We start from the raw sequence: 19,387 nt of genomic DNA on the forward strand, positions 1-19,387 counted from the left end.
CATGCTCGGACCGACGGCCCATACAGACACGTTTTCCCGCGAGGGCTTGCCACCCGCTGACCAGTGGCCGGATTTCCTGCTGGACGGGTTCGAGTACCCAGACCACCTGAACGCCGGGTGGGAACTTACGGACTCCATGGTCGAACAAGGATTTGGCGACCATACCGCGCTGATCGGGAACGGGCGCAGACGCACCTACAAGGAGCTGACCGACTGGACCAACCGCCTCGCCCATGTGCTGGTGGAGGATCTGGGCGTAAAACCCGGCAACCGGGTGCTGATCCGCTCCGCCAACAACCCGGCCATGGTGGCGGCATGGCTGGCGGCGACCAAGGCGGGCGCGGTCGTTGTCAACACCATGCCGATGCTGCGCGCGGGCGAACTGACCAAGATCGTCGACAAGGCCGAGGTCCAATTCGCGCTGTGCGACACGCGGCTGATGGAAGACATGATCGCCTGCGCCAAGACGAGCAAATTCCTGAAATCAGTCGTGGGCTTCGACGGCACCGCCAATCACGACGCCGAGCTTGACCGGCTGGCCCTGACCAAGCCGGTGAAGTTTGATAGCGTCCAGACCGGTCGGGACGATGTGGCTTTGCTAGGCTTTACCTCCGGCAGCACGGGCGAGCCCAAGGCCACCATGCATTTCCACCGCGACCTGATGATCATCGCGGACGGTTACGCGAAAGAGGTGTTGCAGGTGACGCCCGAGGATGTGTTCGTCGGCTCCCCCCCGCTGGCCTTCACATTCGGGCTTGGCGGGCTGGCCATCTTCCCGCTGCGCTTCGGGGCGGCGGCGACGTTGCTGGAAAACGCCTCGCCACCCAACATGATCGAGATCATCCAACAGTTCAAAGCGACCGTCTGCTTCACTGCCCCAACGGCCTATCGTGTCATGCTGCGGGCGATGGATGAGGGGGCGGACCTGTCCAGCCTCAGGGCCGCCGTCTCAGCGGGTGAAACGCTGCCCTCACCAGTCTATGACGAATGGATGCAAAAGACCGGCAAGCCGATGCTAGACGGGATCGGCGCGACCGAGATGCTGCATATATTCGTCACCAACCGCTTCGACGATCACCGCCCGGCCTGCACGGGCCGCCCCGTGACCGGCTATCAGGCGAAGGTGGTCGATGATGACATGAACGAGGTGCCGCATGGCGAAATCGGGCGGCTTGCCGTGCGCGGGCCGACCGGGTGCCGCTATTTGAACGATCCGCGCCAAACCACTTACGTGCGGGACGGCTGGAACATCACCGGCGACAGTTTCACCATGGATGAAGACGGCTATCTGCATTTCGCGGCAAGGAATGACGACATGATCGTGTCGGCGGGATACAACATCGCCGGGCCAGAGGTGGAGGCGGCACTGCTGTCCCATGCCGCCGTGGCCGAATGCGCCGTGGTGGGTGCACCAGACGAGGCGCGGGGCCATATCGTTGAGGCGCATGTGGTTCTTGCACAGGGGCATGAGGGCAATGCAGCGTTGATCGAACTGCTGCAAACCCACGTTAAAAGCACGATCGCCCCCTATAAATATCCGCGCCGGATAAAGTTCATCGACGCACTGCCAAAGACGCCAACAGGCAAGATCCTGCGCTACAAGTTGCGTGAGGAGGGTTGAGGATGCAGACCGTATTCGTCCAGATCCGCTGCCGCCCCGGCACCACCTATGACGTGGCCTTCGCCATCGTGCTGAAGGAAATCCACGCGGAACTCTATTCCACCAGCGGGGAATATGATCTTCTGGTCAAGCTCATCATTCCGAAGGAGGACGACATCGGCCGCTATATCAACGACCATTTCCGCGACGTAGACGGGATTGAGCGGACATTGACGACGCTGACCTTCAAGGCATTCTAAAAGAACAAACAACAGGGAGAGTTACCATGAAACTCAAAACACTTGCAGTGGCGGGCCTGATGGCCAGCACATCCACAATGGCGCTGGCTGACGGTGTCAGCATCGGCATGATCACCACGCTTTCGGGCGGCGGTGCCGGGCTTGGCATCGACGTGCGCGACGGCTTCATGCTGGCGATTGAACAGTCGGGCCGCGACGATATCGAGATGATCATCGAAGATGACGAACGCGCGCCGGACCGGGCCGTGCAACTGGCTGACCGCATGATCCAGTCCGATAACGTGGACATCATGACCGGTATCATCTGGTCGAACCTCGCAATGGCAGTGATCCCGTCTGCCACCGCGCAGGGCGTCTTCTACCTGTCACCCAATGCGGGCCCCTCGCAGCTGGCCGGTGCGGGCTGCCACGAGAACTATTTCAACGTCGCATGGCAGAACGACAACCTGCATGAAGCGGCGGGCGCCTATGCCAACACTGCAGGCTATGGCAACAGCTTCATCCTTGCGCCGAACTATCCGGCGGGCCGCGATGCGCTGACCGGCTATCAGCGGATGTTCGAGGGCGATGTGGCTGAAGAGGTCTATACCCAACTGGGCCAGACCGACTATGCCGCCGAGATCAGCCAGATCCGCAACTCGGGCGCGGACAGCGTCTATTTCTTCCTGCCCGGCGGCATGGGCATCGCCTTTGTTCGTCAATATGCGGAATCGGGCGTGGATATTCCTCTGATCGGCCCGGCCTTCAGCTTTGACCAGGGCATTCTGGGCGCCGTGGGCGAAGCCGCGCTTGGCGTGCATAACACCTCTCAGTGGAGCCACGATCTGGACAATGCCGCGAACGTAGCCTTCGTGGAATCGTTCCAGGCCGAATATGGCCGCCTGCCCTCGCTCTATGCGTCGCAGGGGTTCGACACAGCGAACCTGATCCTCTCGGCGATGGAGGTCGCGCATCCCGATGATGCCGATGCCTTCCGCGCCGCGCTGGAGGCCGCAAATTTCGACAGCACCCGTGGCGATTTCGAGTTCGGTCCGAACCATCACCCGATCCAGGATATCTATGTCCGCGAAGTGGTGATGCAGGGTGACGTTCTGACAAACGTGATCGTCGGCACCGCGCTGGAAGATCACGGCGACGCCTACGCGGACCAGTGCCAGATGTAATGGCCTGACCGGCCGGGCCTTCATTCCTGTAAGGCCCGGCCAACAAAAGGATTTCCAATGTCGGCAGCTCTACTGGTCGAGCAGCTTCTGAACGGGCTGCAATTCGGCGTGATGCTTTTTCTGATGGCAGCGGGCCTGACCCTGATTTTCGGGGTCATGGGCCTGATCAATCTCGCCCATGGCTCGCTCTACATGATCGGGGCCTTCGCGGCGGCGGGTGTCGCGGGCTGGACTGGTTCGTTCTGGCTTGCGCTGGTGGGCGCGTTGATGGCGGCAGCGATCATCGGTGCTCTGGTGGAAATGGTGGTTATCCGAAGGCTTTATGACCGAGATCACCTCGATCAGGTGCTGGCCACATTCGCGCTGATCCTGATCTTCTCAGAGGGCACACGGTTTCTGTTCGGCTCGCTGCCGCTTTACCTCGATACGCCCGACCTGCTGTCGGGGCCGACCATGCTGCCGGGCGGGATCGAGTATTCAAAATACCGTCTGTTCATCATCGCCGTGGGGCTGGCCGTTGGCGCGGGGCTGTTCTGGCTGATCGCGCGCACCCGGATCGGCATCCAGATCCGCGCAGGCGAAGCGGACCGCGAAATGATCGCCGCGCTTGGCGTCGATATCCGCAAGCTCTACACGATGGTCTTCGCGCTTGGCGCGGCACTGGCCGGGCTGGCTGGCGCGATGATCGGGCCCATTCAATCGGTCGAGGTCGGCATGGGCGAACCGGTGCTGATCCTGGCCTTCGTGGTGATCGTGATCGGCGGCATCGGATCCATCAAGGGGGCCTTCATCGGCGCGCTTCTGGTCGGGCTGACGGATACGCTCGGCCGGATCATGCTGCCGCAGCTTTTCGGCATGTTCATGGATGCCAGCAGCGCCACGACAGTTGGGGCATCGCTCGCGTCGATGTCGATCTACATTCTGATGGCGGGCATATTGCTGTTCAAACCCTCTGGCCTGTTCGGAGGGCAATCCTGATGCGGCGCGAAACGATCCTGAACATCGCCATTCCCGGCATCCTTCTGGCTACCGCGCTGATCGCATGGGCCATGGGCGAAACCTATATCATAACGCTGGCCACCCGGGTCGCGATCTTGGCCCTGGCGGCAGTGGGTCTCAACATCGCGCTCGGGCTTGGTGGGCTGGTCAGCCTGGGCCATGCTGCGTTTTTTGGTGTCGGCGGCTATGCCATGGGTATCCTCGCCTTCCACGCACAGAACTACATGCCCATCTGGGGAGCGATCGAGGGCACCAAGTCGATGCCGGTGATCTGGCTTGTTGCGGTGATCGCGTCGGCCCTGACGGCTCTGGTCATCGGGGCGATGTCGTTACGCACATCGGGCGTCTATTTCATCATGATCACGCTGGCCTTTGGACAGATGCTGTTCTACTTCGCGATTTCCTGGCCCACCTATGGCGGCGAGGACGGCATGTCGATCTACCTGCGAAACGATTTTCCGGGTGTGAACACGCTGGTGCCGCTCAACTTCTTCCTGATCTGTTTCACGATCCTGGCCGTGGTTATGGTGCTGGCCGATCGGCTGGGGAAATCGGCCTTCGGGCTTGCGTTGCAGGCCACGCGGCAGAACGTTGCGCGGGTCGAGGCCGTGGGGCTGGCGCCTTACAGGCTGCGACTGGTGGCCTTCACCATTTCCGGCGCGATCACTGGGCTTGCTGGCGCGCTGTTTGCTGATCTCAACCGGTTCGTCAGCCCTTCGATGCTTAGTTGGCACATGTCCGGGGAAATCATGATCCTGATCATCCTGGGCGGTATCGCGCGGCTGTCCGGCCCTGTGGCCGGGGCGATGTTATTCATCGCGCTGGAATATTTCCTCGAAGACCTGAGCCACTATTGGCACGTCTATCTTGGTGCGATCCTGCTTGGCGTGGTCCTGTTCGCGCGTGGCGGTGTCATCGGCCTGATTGCCGGACGGGAGGTGGCCCATGACTGAGGCGTTGCTGCAAACCCGCGCGATCTGCAAAAGCTTTGGCGCGCTTGAGGCATCAAAAGATGTGTCACTGGACCTGAAACCCGGTGAGATCCATGCGCTGATCGGCCCGAACGGTGCAGGAAAATCGACGCTGATCGCACAGATCTCCGGCGCGCTTCGCCCCGATAGCGGGCAGGTGTTCTTTGACGGGCAGGACGTGACGGCCCTGTCCACCACCGCCCGTGCCAGGTTGGGTCTGGGCCGGACCTTCCAGATTTCCGCCCTGCCTATGGAATTCACCGTCCTGCAAAATGCTGTTCTGGGGGCACTCGGCCAACGTGGCCGCGCCTTCCGTTTCTTCGGAAATGTGATGCGCGACAAGACGCTTCTCGCGCAGGCCGAGGATGCCCTGGAACAGGTTGGGCTGGCCGAGTTCCGCAATTTTGTAACGGCTGAACTTTCCCACGGACAGCGCCGTCAGTTGGAGGTCGCGGTGGCCCTGACGCTGCAACCCAAGGCCTTCCTGATGGATGAACCGATGGCGGGGCTTGGGGCGGAAGGATCGCATCGGCTGACCGGCTTCCTCGACGGGCTGCGCCACCGGGCGCCGATCCTGCTGGTGGAACATGACATGGACGCGGTCTTTGCCCTGGCCGACCGGATTAGCGTTCTGGTCTATGGCGAGGTCATTGCCACCGGAACGGCAGATGAGATCAAGGCCGACCCACGCGTGAGAGAGGCCTATCTGGGCGAGGAGGACGCGGCATGAGCCTGCTGAAACTGTCCCATGTCTCGGCCTTCTACGGCGCATCTCAGGCGCTGTTCGACGTGCATCTGGATCTGGCCGAGGGCGAGGTTCTGGCGCTGATGGGGCGCAACGGAATGGGCAAATCCACGACCGTAAAGGTGATTTGTCGGATGCTGAAGAACCGCGGCGGTTCGGTCATGTTCGACGGACAGGATCTGGGCCATGTGCCGGCCCACAAGGCCGCACGCGCGGGGATCGGGCTGGTGCCCGAGGGGCGGCGCTGCTTCGCGCCTCTGACCGTGCAGGAAAACCTGATCGCCGCCGCCCGCAAGGGTCATTGGGATCTGGAGAAGGTGGCAGAGCTGTTCCCGCGATTGGGTGAACGGCAGGGGCAGGTCGCATCGTCACTGTCGGGCGGCGAACAGCAGATGCTGGCCATTGGCCGGGCGCTGATGACGAACCCCCGCTTGCTGATCCTCGATGAAGCCACCGAAGGTCTGGCCCCAGTGATCCGGCAGGAGATCTGGGCCGCGATCCAGCGGCTTAAGGTGGAAACGGGGCTGTCCATTCTGGTGATCGACAAATCCCTGAGAGAATTGGGAACGGTCGCTGACAAGGGCGTCATCATCGAAAAGGGTGTGACGGTCTGGGCCGGGGGCTTTGCCACGCTGGACCGCGACACCACCGACCGGCATCTGGGGGTGTAAGGACCATGGCGTTCCACTTCCCCCAAAAGGTTCTGTTCAAGCATTGCGATCCGGCGGGCATCGTTTTTTACCCGCGATATTTCGAGATGCTGAACGATGCCGTTGAGGCCTTTTTCGATGAGGCGCTTGGCCTGCCATTTGAGACCCTGCATGACAGCGGCGGTGTGCCCACGGCAGAAATAACCACCCGCTTTCACGCGCCAAGCCGCCATGGCGACCATCTGACCATTGCCCTGACAGTTACCCGTGTCGGGCGCAGCTCGCTCGGGCTGACCTTTCACACCGATTGCGGTGGCGAACCGCGATTTACAGCGCATTCCACCCTTGTCCTTGTGGACGAAAACGGGCGGCCCCGGCCATGGCCCGAGGCAGTGCGACAGAAACTTCTGGACCGAGAGGAGGCCCCGGCCCATGCCCCATAAATCTATTCAACCCGAAGGCTGGCCCGAACCCAAAGGCTATGCAAACGGCATTCTTGCGTCGAACGGGACGCTCTATGTGGGCGGCCAGATCGGCTGGGACACGGAGGGCAAATTCGCCCCTGGTGGCTTTATCGGCCAGATGGAGCAAGCGCTGCAAAACATCCGCGACGTGGTCGAAGCCGCAGGCGGCACGCCCGACGATATTGTGCGGCTGACCTGGTATGTGACGGACAAGCAGGAATATCTGGACAGTCAGCGCGAGGTAGGCGCCGCCTATCGCCGGATCATGGGCAAGCATTTCCCCGCTATGGCCATGGTTGTGGTGGCCGGGCTGGTCGAGGATGAGGCCGTGGTGGAAATCGAGGCGACCGCTGTCATAGGTTGATCCGCGCGGAAACCCATTGCCTTTCGCGAAAACGATCGGCTGGATGGGCTCATGCGCATCCTGAGCTTCAACATCCAGAACCTGCGTCTTCGCCGAACCGGCGGAACACCCCGGCTCGATGGCGCCCGTGACCGCGATGAGATCGGGGAGGCAGCAGAGCTGGACGCCGCTGACAGACGCCTCTCTGCCGCGCTTTTGGCAGAGGCCAATGCCGATCTGATCCTTTTACAGGAGGTCTTCGACGAAGAGACGCTGGAGTGGTTCAACACCCATCACCTTCCCGCCGCCGGCCTGTCACCCTATCCTTACGCGCATTGCCCCCCCGGCAATGATGGGCGCGGGCTTGACCTGGCGGTTCTGTCTCGTGCCCCGGTTCAGCTGACCAGCCATGCCGACCTGACCGCTGCTGAACTCGGGCTGGATGCGCCTCGGGTGGACGTGCCGATCTTTCGCCGCGACTGCCTGATGCTGGAGGTTGGGGACCTGACGGTCTTTACATGCCATTTCAAGGCCCCCTACCCCGATGCAGAGGCCGCCAGGCCCGTCAGGCGGCGAGAGGCCGAAGCGACACGGCGGATCATTGGACGGTATTTCAAAGACCCGTCATCCGCGCTTTGGCTGATCGCCGGAGACTTGAACGAACCCTTTGAAGCGAAGACCGACCCCGCAATCCAGCCCCTGCTGCCCCCCTTTAGCATCGACTTGATGGCGCGGCTGCCAGAGGATCAGCGCTGGACTTATTTCGACAGCCATTCGGGCAGCTACGGCCAACCTGATGCTTTGCTGGCCTCACCCGCACTGGCCGCCCGTTGGCCCGATGCCGTGCCGAGGGTTTTGCGGGCCGGGCTGGCCTATGAGGCAACGCGCCACCGGGGGGGGCATCTACAGGGTGTCGGACGCCACCGACCCCATGCATCCGATCACGCGGCGGTCCTGCTTGCGTTGCCGGGAATATGAGAAGGCCGCCCCGAAGGGCGGCCCGGACACGCAGGATTCGGTTGGTCAGTGCGGTTTGGCAGGGTCATCATCTGCCCGATCAGGGCCCGTATCCCTATCAGAGTCAGCTGCTGCCGTTGCGCTTGGCTTGCCACTAAGGGCCGCGTCAGCCACCTCTGCCAGCCCGCCCTCAAGCGAGATACCAAGATCCTCTCCCATCTTCTTCATGGCTGGCAATTGCAGGGCCATCCCGAGAATTGAATCCATCGCCTGATTGACCGGTGCCTTGCCCTCGCCGGAGCCACCGCCGCCGGTTCCACCACCAAGGCCGGACACCTGGTGAATACGGATCGAGTCGATCTTCTCGGCGGGCTTGACCATCTGAGCCACGACATCGGGCAGTGCTTCCAAACGGGCCAGAGCCACCTTCATCTCGACGATCGCTTCGCTGATGGCGTTCTCTGCCTCGACGATGGCGCGCTTACCTTCGGCTTCCGCCAGCAGGTCGGCCTTCTTCGCGGCAGCCCGAATGGTGATTGCATCGGCATCGGCCTGCGCCTCCTCGCGCCGTGCCGCGGCACGGTCTTCTGCGGCGTCCTTCTCGGCCTGCGCGGCCAACCTGATGCGCGTTGCTTCCCGCTCTGCCTCGCGCTGAGCTTCGATGATGGCGATCTGCTTTTGCCGTTCCGCCGTGGCAACCGAGCGCGCAGTCTCAATCGATTCCTGCGCCTTGGTGGCCTCGGCGCGGGCCGCATCGGCACTGGCGCGTGCCCGGCTTTCTTCCTCGGACTTCTGGGCAATGATGATCTGGCGTTCCTGATCTGCCACTTCCAGTTCCCGGTCGCGGGTGATCTCGGCCTCGCGGATCATCCGCTCGCGGGCAATGTCAGAGGCGCGGATTTCGCGTTCCCGTTCGATCCGGGCCTGTTCCCGCTCTTTCTCGGCCACCTCGTTGCGGCGGGCGATTTCGGCGGTTTGGGCGGCGCGCAACGTAGCAATCTCCTGCTCCTGCGCGATGGCGGCTTCCTGTTCGTCGCGTTCGATCTGGAGCCGCTGACGCTCCTCCTCCATCGCGGCGCGGCGCACAGCCACATTGGCCTCGGCGTCGATCTGCGCGCGTTCTTTCTTGGAGGTCGCGATGACCTCCGCCAGTTTGCGCATACCGACCGCGTTAAAGGCATTGTTTTCGTCCAGCGCCTCGAAGGGCGTCTGGTCGAGCGCAGTAAGCGAGACCGATTCCAGCTCCAGGCCGTTCTTCAGCAGATCCTCGGACACCGCATTCTGCACTTCTTGCACAAACTCGGCGCGGTTCTCGTGCAACTCGTCCATCGTCATCTGCGCCGCGACCGAGCGCAAGCCGTCCACCAGCTTGCCTTCGATCATGTCGCGCAGCTGGTCGACATAGAAGGTACGGTCGCCAAGGGTTTGGGCGGCGCGCGAAATGCCCTCTTCGGTGGCGTTTACCGAAACGTAGAATTCCACGCCCACATCGACACGCATCCGGTCGCGGGTGATCAGCGCGCCTTCCGAGTTCCGTTGGACCTCGAGTCGCAAGGTCTTCATGTTAACGGGGCTGATTTCATGGAGCAGCGGGATAATCAGAACGCCGCCATCCATGATGACTTTCTTGCCACCGGCACCAGTTCTTACAATGCTCATTTCCCGCGTCGTGCGCCGATATAGACGATTGGTGACAAGGCCGATGAGAACAAAAAGAAGCAGAACGGCGCCGACAAAGACACCTATGATCATGAGATCCATGGGAATAATCTCCTCTCCTGGAAATGGCCGGGCGGATTACCCGGAAAATGGAATAAGTCTGTAGCCGCCGGTTTCACGGTGACGCAGAACAAGAACCTCTGTGCCGCGAGGCAGTTCATCTTCGTCGGCCAGGGGCTCGGCGCGGATATAATGCAGGTTGCCCCAATAGTCTGAGACGCGCACTTCTGCGGGGTGGCCACGGCGGGCGATACCTTGGGTGATCACACCGCGACGACGGGCCAGACGGCTGCGCGACAAAGCCTGCGTTTCGGTCTTGGGCAGGATCGCCGCAAAGACGGCGGCAAAACGCCCCGCAAACCAGACCCCGGCGAACCCGGCAACCGGCAGGCTGATGATAAGCGGCAGCGACAAACCAAAGCTGTTGCCAACCACATTCACCAGAACCATGCCAGTCAGGCCAAAGCCAAGCAACAACGAGGCCAGCCACAGCACGAAGGGCGCTTTGCCCATGCCAAGCCAAGCCAGAAGACCCGAGGGTTCGGGCGCGGTTTCCGCCACCGGGTCGCCTTCGAAGGCGGGAAGATCATAGTCGCCGAGCTCTGCCTCCATGCCGGTGAAATCGAAATCGAGCCCGCTTTCCAGGTCGAATCCCGGTTCAAGGTCGATATCCATTTCGAACGGTTCGGCGGCAAATTCCGGGCCGCCAATATCAGCTTCGGCCCCGCCAGCACCCATGAGGGTACCACCAAGCAAGGCAAAGACGAGTTCCAGTGCGAAGAGGCCGAAAAGAAGGGCCAAGGCAAGGGTGTAGGGCACCATGTTGGGTGCTAGAAAAAACTCTGTCATTCGGGACCGTTACGTAATTACTTCCCTAATGATATGGGGAATTCACAGCCTCGTTACCAGCTTTTTCGGCAGTAAAGCGGCAGGATTCGACCGTTTTGTATCTCCCTAAAAGGGCTGCGTCATTAATAGATTTGGCAATAAAACAAGGGCGAGTCATTGCTGACCCGCCCTTGCCGAAATTTCGATCTGAAAGGATCAGTCCGCCCAGGCCCAGGGGCGGGTAAACTGCCCCAGAACGTCGGAAACGGCGGTGTCGTCCACCTCTCCTGTGCGGCTCAATTTGGCTACCAGACCCAATTTCTTGCTTTCGGTCACTTCGACCACGCGCGCATTCACGCCCGCCTCTTCCAACGCGGCGTTATAGACGCGGGTGATCGCCATTTTGCGCAGGGCCGGTTTGAAGACTTTTCCGACAGCGGTCTTGGGCAGTTCATCCATCAGTTCGATATGCTTGGGCCGCGCGGCGCGCTCATGAACATGCTCGTCGCAATGTTCCTTCAGCTCTTTGATAGTGACCTCGGCCCCATCGACCAGTTCCACATAAACGCAAGGCAGTTCGCCTGCGAAAGCATCCGGCTGACCGATTGCACCGGTCATGGCCACGGCGGGGTGGCTGGCCAGCGCTTCCTCGATCTCGGCGGGGTCGATGTTGTGACCGCCGCGAATGATCAAATCCTTGGCGCGACCGGTGATCCACAGATAGCCATCGGCGTCGATCCGGCCCAGATCGCCGGTGCGCAGGAAAATATCGTCGTGGAACAGGTCGATATTCTTGTCGCTCTCGGTGTAGGTCGAACCTTCGAACACGCCCGGGTTGTCGATGCAGATCTCGCCCACTTCATCGTGGCCGCATTGCACAACGCCATCGGGGGTCTGTTTAAGGATCCTCACCTCGGTATGCGGGAACGGAATGCCGACCGATCCGATCTTTTTCTCGCCCATTACCGGGTTGCACGACACCAAACAGGTCGCCTCGGTCAATCCATAGCCCTCGACCAACGTTACGCCAGTGGCCTTCTCAAACCGTTTGAACAGCTCTACCGGCAAGGGAGAAGACCCCGAAAACGCGGTTTTCACCGTCGAGATGTCGCCATTCACAGGGCGTTGCATCATCGCGGAAATGGCCGTTGGAACGGTGATGATAAACGTGATCTTCCAGCGTTCAACCAGTTTCCAGAAATTGTCGAACACACCCTCGCCCCGATAGCCTTGCGGCGTCGGGAAGATGACATGCGCCCCCGAGGCCACCGCAGCCATAAGGATGACGTGGCAGGCAAAGACATGGAACAGCGGCAACGGGCACATGATGTTGTCTGTTTCATCAAACAGGATCGTCGCCCCGAGCCAGCCGTTGTAGATCAGCCCGGAATATTTGTGCTGCGCCACTTTCGGCATACCCGTTGTACCACCAGTGTGGAAATAGGCGGCAACACGGTCTCCGGTGCTATCCTCAAAGGTCAGCCGGTCAGCGGGTTGCTTGGCGATCTCGGCGTTGAAGTCGATGATCTTGGCATGATGATTGGACGGGTTCTTGGGCCGGATCAAAGGCACAATCAGTTTCTTGACGCCGGTCAGATAGCGCAGCAGATCAACCTCGATCACATGTTTCACATTGGGTGCATGGCCCACGGCCTCGGCCACTTTCTGGGCCACGTCTGTTTTTGGGAACGCCTTGATCGTCACCACCGCCTTGGCCCCGGTTTCGCGCAGGATGGCGCTGATCTGTTCCGGTTCCAGCAGCGGGTTGATCGGGTTGGCAATGCCAGCAACACAACCGCCCAAAAGCGTCAGAACGGTTTCATTACAGTTCGGCAAGACATAAGCGACCGAGTCGGTTTCACCGATACCAAGGGACCGAAAGAGGTTCGCGGTTTGCGTAACCTTGCCGTGCAATTGCGACCAGGTCAGCGTTTCGGCCTTGTCGGTCGGACCCGAAAACAGCTGATAGGACACAGCGTTGTGGTTCGGAAACTTGTCCTTGGTACTTGTCAGTAACTCATAGAGCGTCGTGGCCGGTTGGCTTTCGGGCCACGGCAAGTCCTGCTCCATTGCTTTGATATCTGCGAGGTTTTCAAACCGCCTCATTCCCATTCCTCCCCTATTATCCCTGATTAGCCCGTCACCTTACGGTGCGGGCCTGACTTTTGCCGATCAAGATGGGGGCAAAGCGGGCTTTAAAGCAAGCGTAACCCAACGCAAAGCACCGTTTTGGTCAGGTTTTCTAGAGGTCTCTACTCTGCGGCAAGGCCTTCAATGAACTGCAGCCGCGCCATGCGTGCATACAGCCCGTCGCCTGCCACCAGCTCCTCATGGGTGCCTTCGGCGACCACTTTGCCAGCCTCGAAAACAACGATTCGATCAGCTTTCTTCACCGTCGCCAAACGGTGCGCAACGATCAGGGTGGTTCGGTTGGCCGATAGCTCTGCCACCGCCTTTTGAACCGCCAGTTCGCTTTCCGCATCAAGCGCCGAGGTGGCCTCGTCCAGCAACAAGACCGGCGCGTCGCGCAGGATTGCACGGGCGATGGCGATGCGTTGTTTCTGGCCGCCCGACAGCATGATGCCGCGTTCGCCAACATAGGTCTCATAGCCCTCTGGCAACGCGGTCAGGAAGTCATGCGCAGCGGCGGCTTTTGCGGCGGCCTCAACCTCTGCATCCGTCGCTTCTGGGCGGCCAAAGCGGATGTTCTCGCGCGCTGAGGCGGCGAAGATCACCGGATCTTGCGGCACCAGCGCCATGGCGTGACGGAAGGTGGCGCGGTCCATCTCGCGCAGATCAAGCCCATCAAATGTCACGCGGCCCGAGATCGGATCGTAAAAGCGCAGAAGCAATTGGAAAATCGTGGATTTCCCGGCGCCCGAGGGGCCGACAAGAGCTACGGTTTCGCCCGGATTGATGGTCAGGTTGATGCCGTCAAGCGCCTGCTGGTCGGGGCGCGTGGGGTAGTGGAACTGCACGTTTTCAAAGGCGATCGCGCCCCGGCCACCCTGCGGCAGATCACGGCCTGTTTCGGGGTCAGCAACGGTGTCACGGCCAGTCAAAAGCTCGACCAGCCGTTCTGTAGCGCCGGCGGCGCGTTGCAGCTCGCCCCAGATTTCCGAAAGTGCGCCGACGGCTCCGGCGGTCATAATCGCATAGATCAGGAACTGGATCAGCTCGCCGATAGACATGCCACCACCACGCACGTCACGGGCGCCGATCCACAGAACCCCCACAACGCCCGAGAAGATCAGCAGGATGACGATAACCGTCATCACTGCGCGGGTGAGGATACGTGTCTTGGCGGCGTCAAAACTGGCCTCGGTCACACGATCGAATTCACCCGCTGTCGCGCCTTCGTTGGTAAAAGCCTGAACGGTCTGCACGGACAAAAGCGCCTCGGACGCCTTGCCAGAGCTTTCTGCAATCCAGTCCTGGTTCTTGCGGGACAGAACCCGTAAGCGACGCCCAAGCACTACAATGGGCACGATCACAACCGGAACGATCAAAAGCACGAGCCCGGTCAGCTTGGGCGAGGAATAGAGCATCATTCCAAGGCCACCGAGGAAAATCAACAGGTTACGCAGCGCGATAGAGATAGAAGACCCTATCACCGAGAGGATAAGAGTGGTGTCGGTGGTGATGCGGCTAAGCACCTCGCCGGTCATGATCCGCTCGAAAAAGGCGGGGCTCATGGACATCATACGATCAAAGACAGACTTGCGGATGTCGGCGATCACCCGTTCCCCGAGCCGCGTGACCATGTAGTAGCGCAGACCGGTGCCAATGGCGAGAAGCCCGGCAAGCCCCAGGGCTGCAAGGAAATATTTGTCGAGTAGCGCGACCGCATCGGTCTCGAACCCATCCACCACGCGACGCACTGCCAGCGGAATTGTCAAAGACACGGTTGCCGTCAGCACAAGCGCCGTAAGAGCAGCGGCCATCAGCCAGCGATAGGGCAACATGAACGGCAGAAGCGCGCGCAGCGACCCGATGCGGCGGGATTTCTCGCGTTCCTGTTCGCTGTTCATGAGCTGGGGCTGGGGTTGGCTGGGGCTGTCGGCCATGGTCGGGTCCGGTCCTGTTTCGATAAAACCGGGATAGAACGCCCCTGTCCTCGGCACAAGGCCCCCGGAAGAGCACATATCGGCGCGGGGACCGTATGGGACTTCGCGCTGGCGTCACCACGTCGTTCGGCGCGCCCGCGTTACAGACACGGATCGGGGGGCATTTCACCACCCCGTGCACCTTCTGTGCGTTGACCGACGCGGTTTTCACACCGGTCTGTCGTCAGTCGATTGCGCTGAGGTTTTCAGATCAAGGTGGAACGCCTAAGACCCCGAGCGACCAATGAACGATTGGGAAACGCTGGAGATCGTGAACAGAACGGCAGCAAGGCACACGATAGATGGCCCTGTCGGTGTATCCCAGGCGAGCGATGCCTGGAGGCCACCGATCACTGACAGCGCACCGATAAGGCTTGCCGCAAGCGCCATCCGTTCCGGGGTGGAAGCGAAGGGGCGTGCAGTTGCGGCCGGAACGATCAGCATTGCGGCGATCAGCAGCACCCCCACCACCTTGAACGCCACCGCGACAACCAGGGCCAGCGCCAGTGTCAGAACCAGTTGTTCGCGTTTCGGGTCGATCCCGGCGGCATAGGCAAGATCGGGGTTAAGCGTCGCGGTCAAGAGTGCCGACCAGCGCCACCAGAGCAGTCCAAGCACCAGTGCAGCTCCACCCCAGATGATCGCCAGATCCGGCACCCCAACAGCAAGGATATCGCCAAACAGATAGGCCATCAGGTCAACCCGCACCCCGTGCAGGAAGGACACGGCCACCAGCCCGAAGGCCAGCGCTGAATGGGCCAGCACGCCCAGAAGCGTATCCATCGCGTAGCCCCGGTTGGACAGGGTGGACACGGTGAAGGCCATCAGCAACGACACCACCAGCACCCCGCCGAAAACCGACGTGTCGAAAGCCAGCGCCAGCGCCACACCCAGGATCGCTGCATGTGCCGTGGCATCGCCAAAATAGGCCATCCGCCGCCAGACCACGAAACAGCCAAGCGGGGCCGCCGCCAGCACAAGGCCCAGGCCCGCCAGCGTCGCACGGACGAGAAAATCGTCGAGGAGGGTCATTCTGCGGCCTCATGGTCATGGGCATGTGTATGGTCATGTCCATGGTCGTGATCATGGCTATGGTGATGTTCATGCCGATACAGCGCCAGCGCGCCGCCGGTTCCGGTGCCAAAAAGCGCCCGGTATTCCGGGGCGGAGGCGACGTGCTCTGGCTCTCCCTGACAACAGACATGGCCGTTCAGGCACACGACCCTGTCGGACGCGGCCATAACCACGTGCAATTCATGGCTGACCATCAGAACGGCACAACCCAGGTGGTCGCGCAGTTCGGCGATCTTTTGATAGAAGGCAGCCGATCCGGGTTGGTCCAGCCCTTGCGTCGCTTCATCAAGGATCAACAGTTCAGGCTTTGACAGCAACGCCCGCGCCAGCAACACGCGTTGGAATTGCCCGCCGGAAAGGCCCGACATCTGCCGCCCGGTCAGCGCCCCTGCCCCGGCCTCCTCCAATGCGTCGCGCGCGGCGGCATCGCTGACATGACGAGGCAGGTCCAGAAACCGGCGCACGGTTATCGGCAAGGTCGGGTCGATATGCAGTTTCTGCGGCACGTAGCCCAGCCTGAGCCCGGCCTTGCGAGAGACCTTGCCGGAACTGGGGCTAACCGCCCCGATGATTGCCCGAAGCAGCGTGGACTTGCCCGAGCCGTTAGGGCCCACAATGGTCACGATCTCGTTGCTGCTGATGGTGAAATCGACATGGTGCAAGACTGTCTGGCCGCCCAGCTGCACGTTCAACCCGGAGATGTCGACAAGACTCATGCCGCGGCTTTCTTCTGGCAATTGGGGCAGATGCCCTCGGCCTCGGTGACAGTGCGTTCGATCTTGAAGCCGGTTTCTGCAGCGACCCGGCGCAGATTGCCCTTGGCCGGTTCGGCCATGCCCTCAGCCACGGAATTGCAGATCCGGCAGATCAGGAAAACCGGCGCATGGTTATGGCCGGGATGGGTGCAGGCGGTGAAGGCGTTCAACCGCTCAATCTTGTGGGCGAAGCCGTGGGAGGTCAGGAATTCGAGCGCCCTGTAGGCAACCGGGGGCTGAGAACCGTGACCCTCCTCTCGCAGCCGGTCGAGAATCTCATAAGCCCCAAGCGCGCGGTGGTCTTCCAGCAGAATCTCCAGCACCCTGCGGCGGACCGGGGTCAGGTTCAGCCCTTGCGCATTGCATTGCGCCACAACCGTTTCCAACCCGCCGGTGCGGCAGGCGGAATGGTCGTGGCTGTCAAAACCGATCGTATCCATGAAGTGTCCGCTCTTTGGTGATAGAGGGGTTGATACGTGATGTTATTACGTTTATCAAGTCGCGCTATGTTATAAGATAACAATGTGGAACCCCTATGAAACGCCTTGGCCTGATCCCTGCCCTGTTCCTGTCCACTGCCGCCCTGGCCGACGTGCCTGCTGTGGTCACCGATATCACGCCTGTCCATGGGCTGGTCTCGATGGTTATGGGGGATCTTGGCACCCCCACCCTGCTGGTTGATCCCGGCGCCTCACCCCATGGCTACGCGCTTCGCCCGTCCCAGGCGGCCGCTTTGCAACAGGCCGATGCGGTGTTCTGGATCGGCCATGAGCTGGCCCCATGGCTGGAAGGACCGCTGGACCAGCTTGCCAGCCGGGCCGTTGTTGAGGAGCTACTGCAGGTTGAGGGGACCGTGCTGCACGACTTCCGGGAGGAGGCCGTGTTCGCCCCGGCCCTTCACGAAAACCATGATGACCATGATGACCATGATGACCATGATGACCATGATGACCATGATGACACACATAGCGGCGCGGATGACCATGACGAGGCCGAACATGGGCACGAAAGCGAGCACGACCACGACCATACCGGCATAGACCCCCATGCTTGGCTCGACCCGGCTAACGCCCGCATCTGGCTGGCCGCTATTGCCGAAACCCTGTCGCGCCTCGACCCGGAAAATGCGTCGATCTACCAGGCAAATGCAGCCATAGCCGAGGCCGAGATCATCGCAGTCAGCGGCGAGCTTTCCATTGCCCTGGAACCGGTGTCGAACCGTAGCTTCGTGACCTTCCACGACGCTTTTCAGTACTTTGAATACAGGTATGAGCTGACCAATGCCGGAGCGATCTCAATGAGCGACGCAAGCAGCCCTTCCGCCGCCCGCATTGCCGAAATCCGCGATGCAGTGGCGGAACGGGGCGTGGTGTGCATCTTTTCCGAACCGCAATTCAACCCCGGCCTGGTGGCCACGGTGGCAGACGGCGCCGACTTGGCGACCGGCATCATCGACCCGCTTGGCACCGGGCTGGAACCCGGCGCGACGTTCTACCCGGCCTTGATCAGAAGCATCGCCAGTTCGGTGGAAGCCTGCCTTTCAACCCCCTAAGGGAGGCCACACCTCGTCGAGTCGGGCCAGAACAGGTTCGGCTCGACACCAAAGTCGAAAAACAGCAGGAAACAGGCCCCTACAGACCGTCTAACATCTTGGCAAAAAAGGGGATTGGAGCGGGCGACGGGAATCGAACCCGTATCATCAGCTTGGAAGGCTTGTCAGGAAATCTCTAAAAATTTATTTTTTTCAGATACTTGATAAACACAAGACCTCATCTTTGCAGGTGATGTGTCGGAAAAGAATTTTTGGAGCGGGCGACGGGAATCGAACCCGTATCATCAGCTTGGAAGGCTGAGGTCTTACCATTACACAACGCCCGCTCAGCGTGATACGACTTATTGGAAGGGTCTTTCGGCGTCAAGTATGCGGCGGATAATCGAGGGAGAAAATCGATGACCAAACCTCTGGCTGTGATCATCGGGGTGGGTGACGGGCTCTCGGCGGCTCTCGCACGGAACCTTGCGCCGGATCATTCTCTTGTGCTTGCCGCGCGCAGTCCCGGCAAGATGCAGGCGCTGGCCGAGGAGACCGGGGCACGGACGACGCTTCTGGACGCCACTGATGAAGCCGCGGTGGCCGCGCTCTTCGCGGATCTGTCCACCGCCCCGAGGGTGGTGATCTACAACCCATCCGCCCGGGCGCGCGGCCCGATCGCCGAACTGTCGGCGGATGAGGTGCGCCATGCCGTTGAGGTGACCGCCATCGGTGCGTTTCTGACCGGCAAACACGCAGCAAAACGAATGCTGGAGGCTGACTTGATCGACGGCAAGAAGGGAACGATCCTCTTCACCGGTGCCTCTGCCGGGGTCAAAGGCTTCCCCCAATCGGCCCCGTTCGCCATGGGCAAGTTCGCGCAGCGCGGCCTCGCCGAAAGCATGGCGCGGGAGCTGCATCCGAAGGGCATCCACGTGGCCTGGATCAATATCGACGGCATGATCCTGAACCCCGGCCGATCCGAGCCCGCAGACAAGCCCGGCTCCATGCTGAGACCCGAGGCCATCGCCCGCACCTACCGCCACCTGATCAATCAGGACCGCAGCGCCTGGACAAACGAGGTCGCCGTGCGGCCTTGGGTCGAGCGGTTCTAGAGACCTGTAAACAACGGAACGCACGCATGCTGAGCGACGATGACCTGCACCGGCTGGACGCCCTGCTGTTGTCCCTTCCCATGGATGACGACGGCATGCTTCTCAGC

Annotated in this window: 19 protein-coding genes and 1 tRNA gene; 12 read left to right on the forward strand and 8 right to left on the reverse strand. The window is 61.1% G+C overall.

The annotated features are described in order from the left end of the window. The first annotated feature begins 1 nt into the window (after position 1). The 10 genes from ACROHD_RS12805 to ACROHD_RS12850 are packed head-to-tail and all read left to right on the forward strand — an operon-like array spanning position 2 to position 8,173. Positions 2–1,621, forward strand: coding sequence for an AMP-binding protein (locus ACROHD_RS12805; RefSeq protein WP_432678326.1), 1,620 nt, complete (start codon positions 2–4; stop codon positions 1,619–1,621). A gap of 2 nt (positions 1,622–1,623) precedes the next feature. Then, positions 1,624–1,860, forward strand: coding sequence for an Lrp/AsnC ligand binding domain-containing protein (locus ACROHD_RS12810; protein WP_432678329.1), 237 nt, complete (start codon positions 1,624–1,626; stop codon positions 1,858–1,860). Positions 1,861–1,886: 26 nt separating this feature from the next. Continuing rightward, complete coding sequence (locus tag ACROHD_RS12815) at positions 1,887–3,023, forward strand: ABC transporter substrate-binding protein (protein WP_432678331.1); 1,137 nt, start codon at positions 1,887–1,889, stop codon at positions 3,021–3,023. A gap of 57 nt (positions 3,024–3,080) precedes the next feature. Then, positions 3,081–4,001 carry a branched-chain amino acid ABC transporter permease gene (locus ACROHD_RS12820; protein WP_432678333.1) on the forward strand — a complete coding sequence of 307 codons (921 nt, stop codon included), beginning with the start codon at positions 3,081–3,083 and terminating at the stop codon, positions 3,999–4,001. Beyond that, positions 4,001–4,975: a branched-chain amino acid ABC transporter permease gene (locus ACROHD_RS12825; RefSeq protein ID WP_432678335.1), complete on the forward strand. Its 975-nt coding sequence runs from the start codon at positions 4,001–4,003 to the stop codon at positions 4,973–4,975. Before ACROHD_RS12820 ends, ACROHD_RS12825 begins: the two co-directional genes overlap by 1 nt. Beyond that, positions 4,968–5,723: an ABC transporter ATP-binding protein gene (locus ACROHD_RS12830; protein WP_432678338.1), complete on the forward strand. Its 756-nt coding sequence runs from the start codon at positions 4,968–4,970 to the stop codon at positions 5,721–5,723. Before ACROHD_RS12825 ends, ACROHD_RS12830 begins: the two co-directional genes overlap by 8 nt. Next, a complete protein-coding gene (locus ACROHD_RS12835) occupies positions 5,720–6,409 on the forward strand; it encodes an ABC transporter ATP-binding protein (RefSeq protein WP_432678340.1) in 690 nt (229 codons plus the stop codon). The genes ACROHD_RS12830 and ACROHD_RS12835 overlap by 4 nt, the downstream gene beginning before the upstream one ends. Before the next feature lie 5 nt (positions 6,410–6,414). Next, positions 6,415–6,831, forward strand: a complete 417-nt coding sequence (locus ACROHD_RS12840; protein ID WP_432678341.1) for an acyl-CoA thioesterase — start codon at positions 6,415–6,417, stop codon at positions 6,829–6,831. Next, positions 6,821–7,216, forward strand: a complete 396-nt coding sequence (locus ACROHD_RS12845) for a RidA family protein (protein WP_432678343.1) — start codon at positions 6,821–6,823, stop codon at positions 7,214–7,216. Before ACROHD_RS12840 ends, ACROHD_RS12845 begins: the two co-directional genes overlap by 11 nt. Before the next feature lie 51 nt (positions 7,217–7,267). Further along, positions 7,268–8,173: an endonuclease/exonuclease/phosphatase family protein gene (locus ACROHD_RS12850; RefSeq protein WP_432678345.1), complete on the forward strand. Its 906-nt coding sequence runs from the start codon at positions 7,268–7,270 to the stop codon at positions 8,171–8,173. Between the two features lie 45 nt (positions 8,174–8,218). Here the strand turns inward: ACROHD_RS12850 and ACROHD_RS12855 are convergent, their stop codons facing one another. The 7 genes from ACROHD_RS12855 to ACROHD_RS12885 all read right to left on the reverse strand — a co-directional run bounded on the left by ACROHD_RS12855 (position 8,219) and on the right by ACROHD_RS12885 (position 17,074). After that, positions 8,219–9,913 (reverse strand): flotillin family protein, encoded by a 1,695-nt coding sequence (locus tag ACROHD_RS12855; RefSeq protein WP_432678347.1) that lies wholly within the window; start codon positions 9,911–9,913, stop codon positions 8,219–8,221. Positions 9,914–9,949: 36 nt separating this feature from the next. Continuing rightward, entirely contained in the window at positions 9,950–10,720 is a 771-nt protein-coding gene (locus ACROHD_RS12860) for an OB-fold-containig protein (RefSeq protein ID WP_432678350.1), read from the reverse strand. A 195-nt stretch (positions 10,721–10,915) separates the two neighbouring features. Then, on the reverse strand, positions 10,916–12,805 hold the full coding sequence (locus ACROHD_RS12865; protein ID WP_432678352.1) for an acyl-CoA synthetase: 1,890 nt from the start codon (positions 12,803–12,805) through the stop codon (positions 10,916–10,918). Between the two features lie 146 nt (positions 12,806–12,951). After that, positions 12,952–14,730 carry an ABC transporter transmembrane domain-containing protein gene (locus ACROHD_RS12870; protein WP_432678354.1) on the reverse strand — a complete coding sequence of 593 codons (1,779 nt, stop codon included), beginning with the start codon at positions 14,728–14,730 and terminating at the stop codon, positions 12,952–12,954. A gap of 300 nt (positions 14,731–15,030) precedes the next feature. Beyond that, positions 15,031–15,837: a metal ABC transporter permease gene (locus ACROHD_RS12875; protein ID WP_432678355.1), complete on the reverse strand. Its 807-nt coding sequence runs from the start codon at positions 15,835–15,837 to the stop codon at positions 15,031–15,033. Continuing rightward, positions 15,834–16,595 carry a metal ABC transporter ATP-binding protein gene (locus ACROHD_RS12880; RefSeq protein ID WP_432678358.1) on the reverse strand — a complete coding sequence of 254 codons (762 nt, stop codon included), beginning with the start codon at positions 16,593–16,595 and terminating at the stop codon, positions 15,834–15,836. The genes ACROHD_RS12875 and ACROHD_RS12880 overlap by 4 nt, the downstream gene beginning before the upstream one ends. Then, positions 16,592–17,074: a Fur family transcriptional regulator gene (locus tag ACROHD_RS12885; RefSeq protein WP_432678360.1), complete on the reverse strand. Its 483-nt coding sequence runs from the start codon at positions 17,072–17,074 to the stop codon at positions 16,592–16,594. The genes ACROHD_RS12880 and ACROHD_RS12885 overlap by 4 nt, the downstream gene beginning before the upstream one ends. 95 nt (positions 17,075–17,169) lie before the next feature. Here ACROHD_RS12885 and ACROHD_RS12890 point away from each other — a divergent pair, with 95 nt between their 5' ends. Then, positions 17,170–18,186, forward strand: coding sequence for a zinc ABC transporter substrate-binding protein (locus ACROHD_RS12890; RefSeq protein ID WP_432678362.1), 1,017 nt, complete (start codon positions 17,170–17,172; stop codon positions 18,184–18,186). A gap of 252 nt (positions 18,187–18,438) precedes the next feature. On the opposite strand, the gene ACROHD_RS12895 is transcribed toward ACROHD_RS12890, so the two are convergent. Then, a tRNA-Gly gene (locus tag ACROHD_RS12895) sits at positions 18,439–18,512 on the reverse strand. A 72-nt stretch (positions 18,513–18,584) separates the two neighbouring features. Here ACROHD_RS12895 and ACROHD_RS12900 point away from each other — a divergent pair. Beyond that, positions 18,585–19,280: an SDR family NAD(P)-dependent oxidoreductase gene (locus ACROHD_RS12900; RefSeq protein ID WP_432678364.1), complete on the forward strand. Its 696-nt coding sequence runs from the start codon at positions 18,585–18,587 to the stop codon at positions 19,278–19,280. Positions 19,281–19,387 lie beyond the last annotated feature (107 nt).

Origin of the sequence: Nioella aestuarii (assembly GCF_050896395.1) — a bacterium.
GTDB lineage: Bacteria > Pseudomonadota > Alphaproteobacteria > Rhodobacterales > Rhodobacteraceae > Nioella > Nioella aestuarii.

Bases quoted from the DNA above. Each gene is read 5' to 3' on its own strand.
- ACROHD_RS12805 (WP_432678326.1), top strand. From the start codon at position 2: ATGCTCGGACCGACGGCCCATACAGACACGTTTTCCCGCGAGGGCTTG.
- ACROHD_RS12830 (WP_432678338.1), top strand. From the start codon at position 4,968: ATGACTGAGGCGTTGCTGCAAACCCGCGCGATCTGCAAAAGCTTTGGC.
- ACROHD_RS12850 (WP_432678345.1), top strand. From the start codon at position 7,268: ATGCGCATCCTGAGCTTCAACATCCAGAACCTGCGTCTTCGCCGAACC.
- ACROHD_RS12885 (WP_432678360.1), bottom strand. From the start codon at position 17,074: ATGGATACGATCGGTTTTGACAGCCACGACCATTCCGCCTGCCGCACC.
- ACROHD_RS12875 (WP_432678355.1), bottom strand. From the start codon at position 15,837: ATGACCCTCCTCGACGATTTTCTCGTCCGTGCGACGCTGGCGGGCCTG.
- ACROHD_RS12820 (WP_432678333.1), top strand. From the start codon at position 3,081: ATGTCGGCAGCTCTACTGGTCGAGCAGCTTCTGAACGGGCTGCAATTC.
- ACROHD_RS12825 (WP_432678335.1), top strand. From the start codon at position 4,001: ATGCGGCGCGAAACGATCCTGAACATCGCCATTCCCGGCATCCTTCTG.
- ACROHD_RS12880 (WP_432678358.1), bottom strand. From the start codon at position 16,595: ATGAGTCTTGTCGACATCTCCGGGTTGAACGTGCAGCTGGGCGGCCAG.
- ACROHD_RS12810 (WP_432678329.1), top strand. From the start codon at position 1,624: ATGCAGACCGTATTCGTCCAGATCCGCTGCCGCCCCGGCACCACCTAT.
- ACROHD_RS12845 (WP_432678343.1), top strand. From the start codon at position 6,821: ATGCCCCATAAATCTATTCAACCCGAAGGCTGGCCCGAACCCAAAGGC.
- ACROHD_RS12815 (WP_432678331.1), top strand. From the start codon at position 1,887: ATGAAACTCAAAACACTTGCAGTGGCGGGCCTGATGGCCAGCACATCC.
- ACROHD_RS12860 (WP_432678350.1), bottom strand. From the start codon at position 10,720: ATGACAGAGTTTTTTCTAGCACCCAACATGGTGCCCTACACCCTTGCC.
- ACROHD_RS12835 (WP_432678340.1), top strand. From the start codon at position 5,720: ATGAGCCTGCTGAAACTGTCCCATGTCTCGGCCTTCTACGGCGCATCT.
- ACROHD_RS12890 (WP_432678362.1), top strand. From the start codon at position 17,170: ATGAAACGCCTTGGCCTGATCCCTGCCCTGTTCCTGTCCACTGCCGCC.
- ACROHD_RS12855 (WP_432678347.1), bottom strand. From the start codon at position 9,913: ATGGATCTCATGATCATAGGTGTCTTTGTCGGCGCCGTTCTGCTTCTT.
- ACROHD_RS12870 (WP_432678354.1), bottom strand. From the start codon at position 14,730: ATGAACAGCGAACAGGAACGCGAGAAATCCCGCCGCATCGGGTCGCTG.
- ACROHD_RS12865 (WP_432678352.1), bottom strand. From the start codon at position 12,805: ATGAGGCGGTTTGAAAACCTCGCAGATATCAAAGCAATGGAGCAGGAC.
- ACROHD_RS12840 (WP_432678341.1), top strand. From the start codon at position 6,415: ATGGCGTTCCACTTCCCCCAAAAGGTTCTGTTCAAGCATTGCGATCCG.
- ACROHD_RS12900 (WP_432678364.1), top strand. From the start codon at position 18,585: ATGACCAAACCTCTGGCTGTGATCATCGGGGTGGGTGACGGGCTCTCG.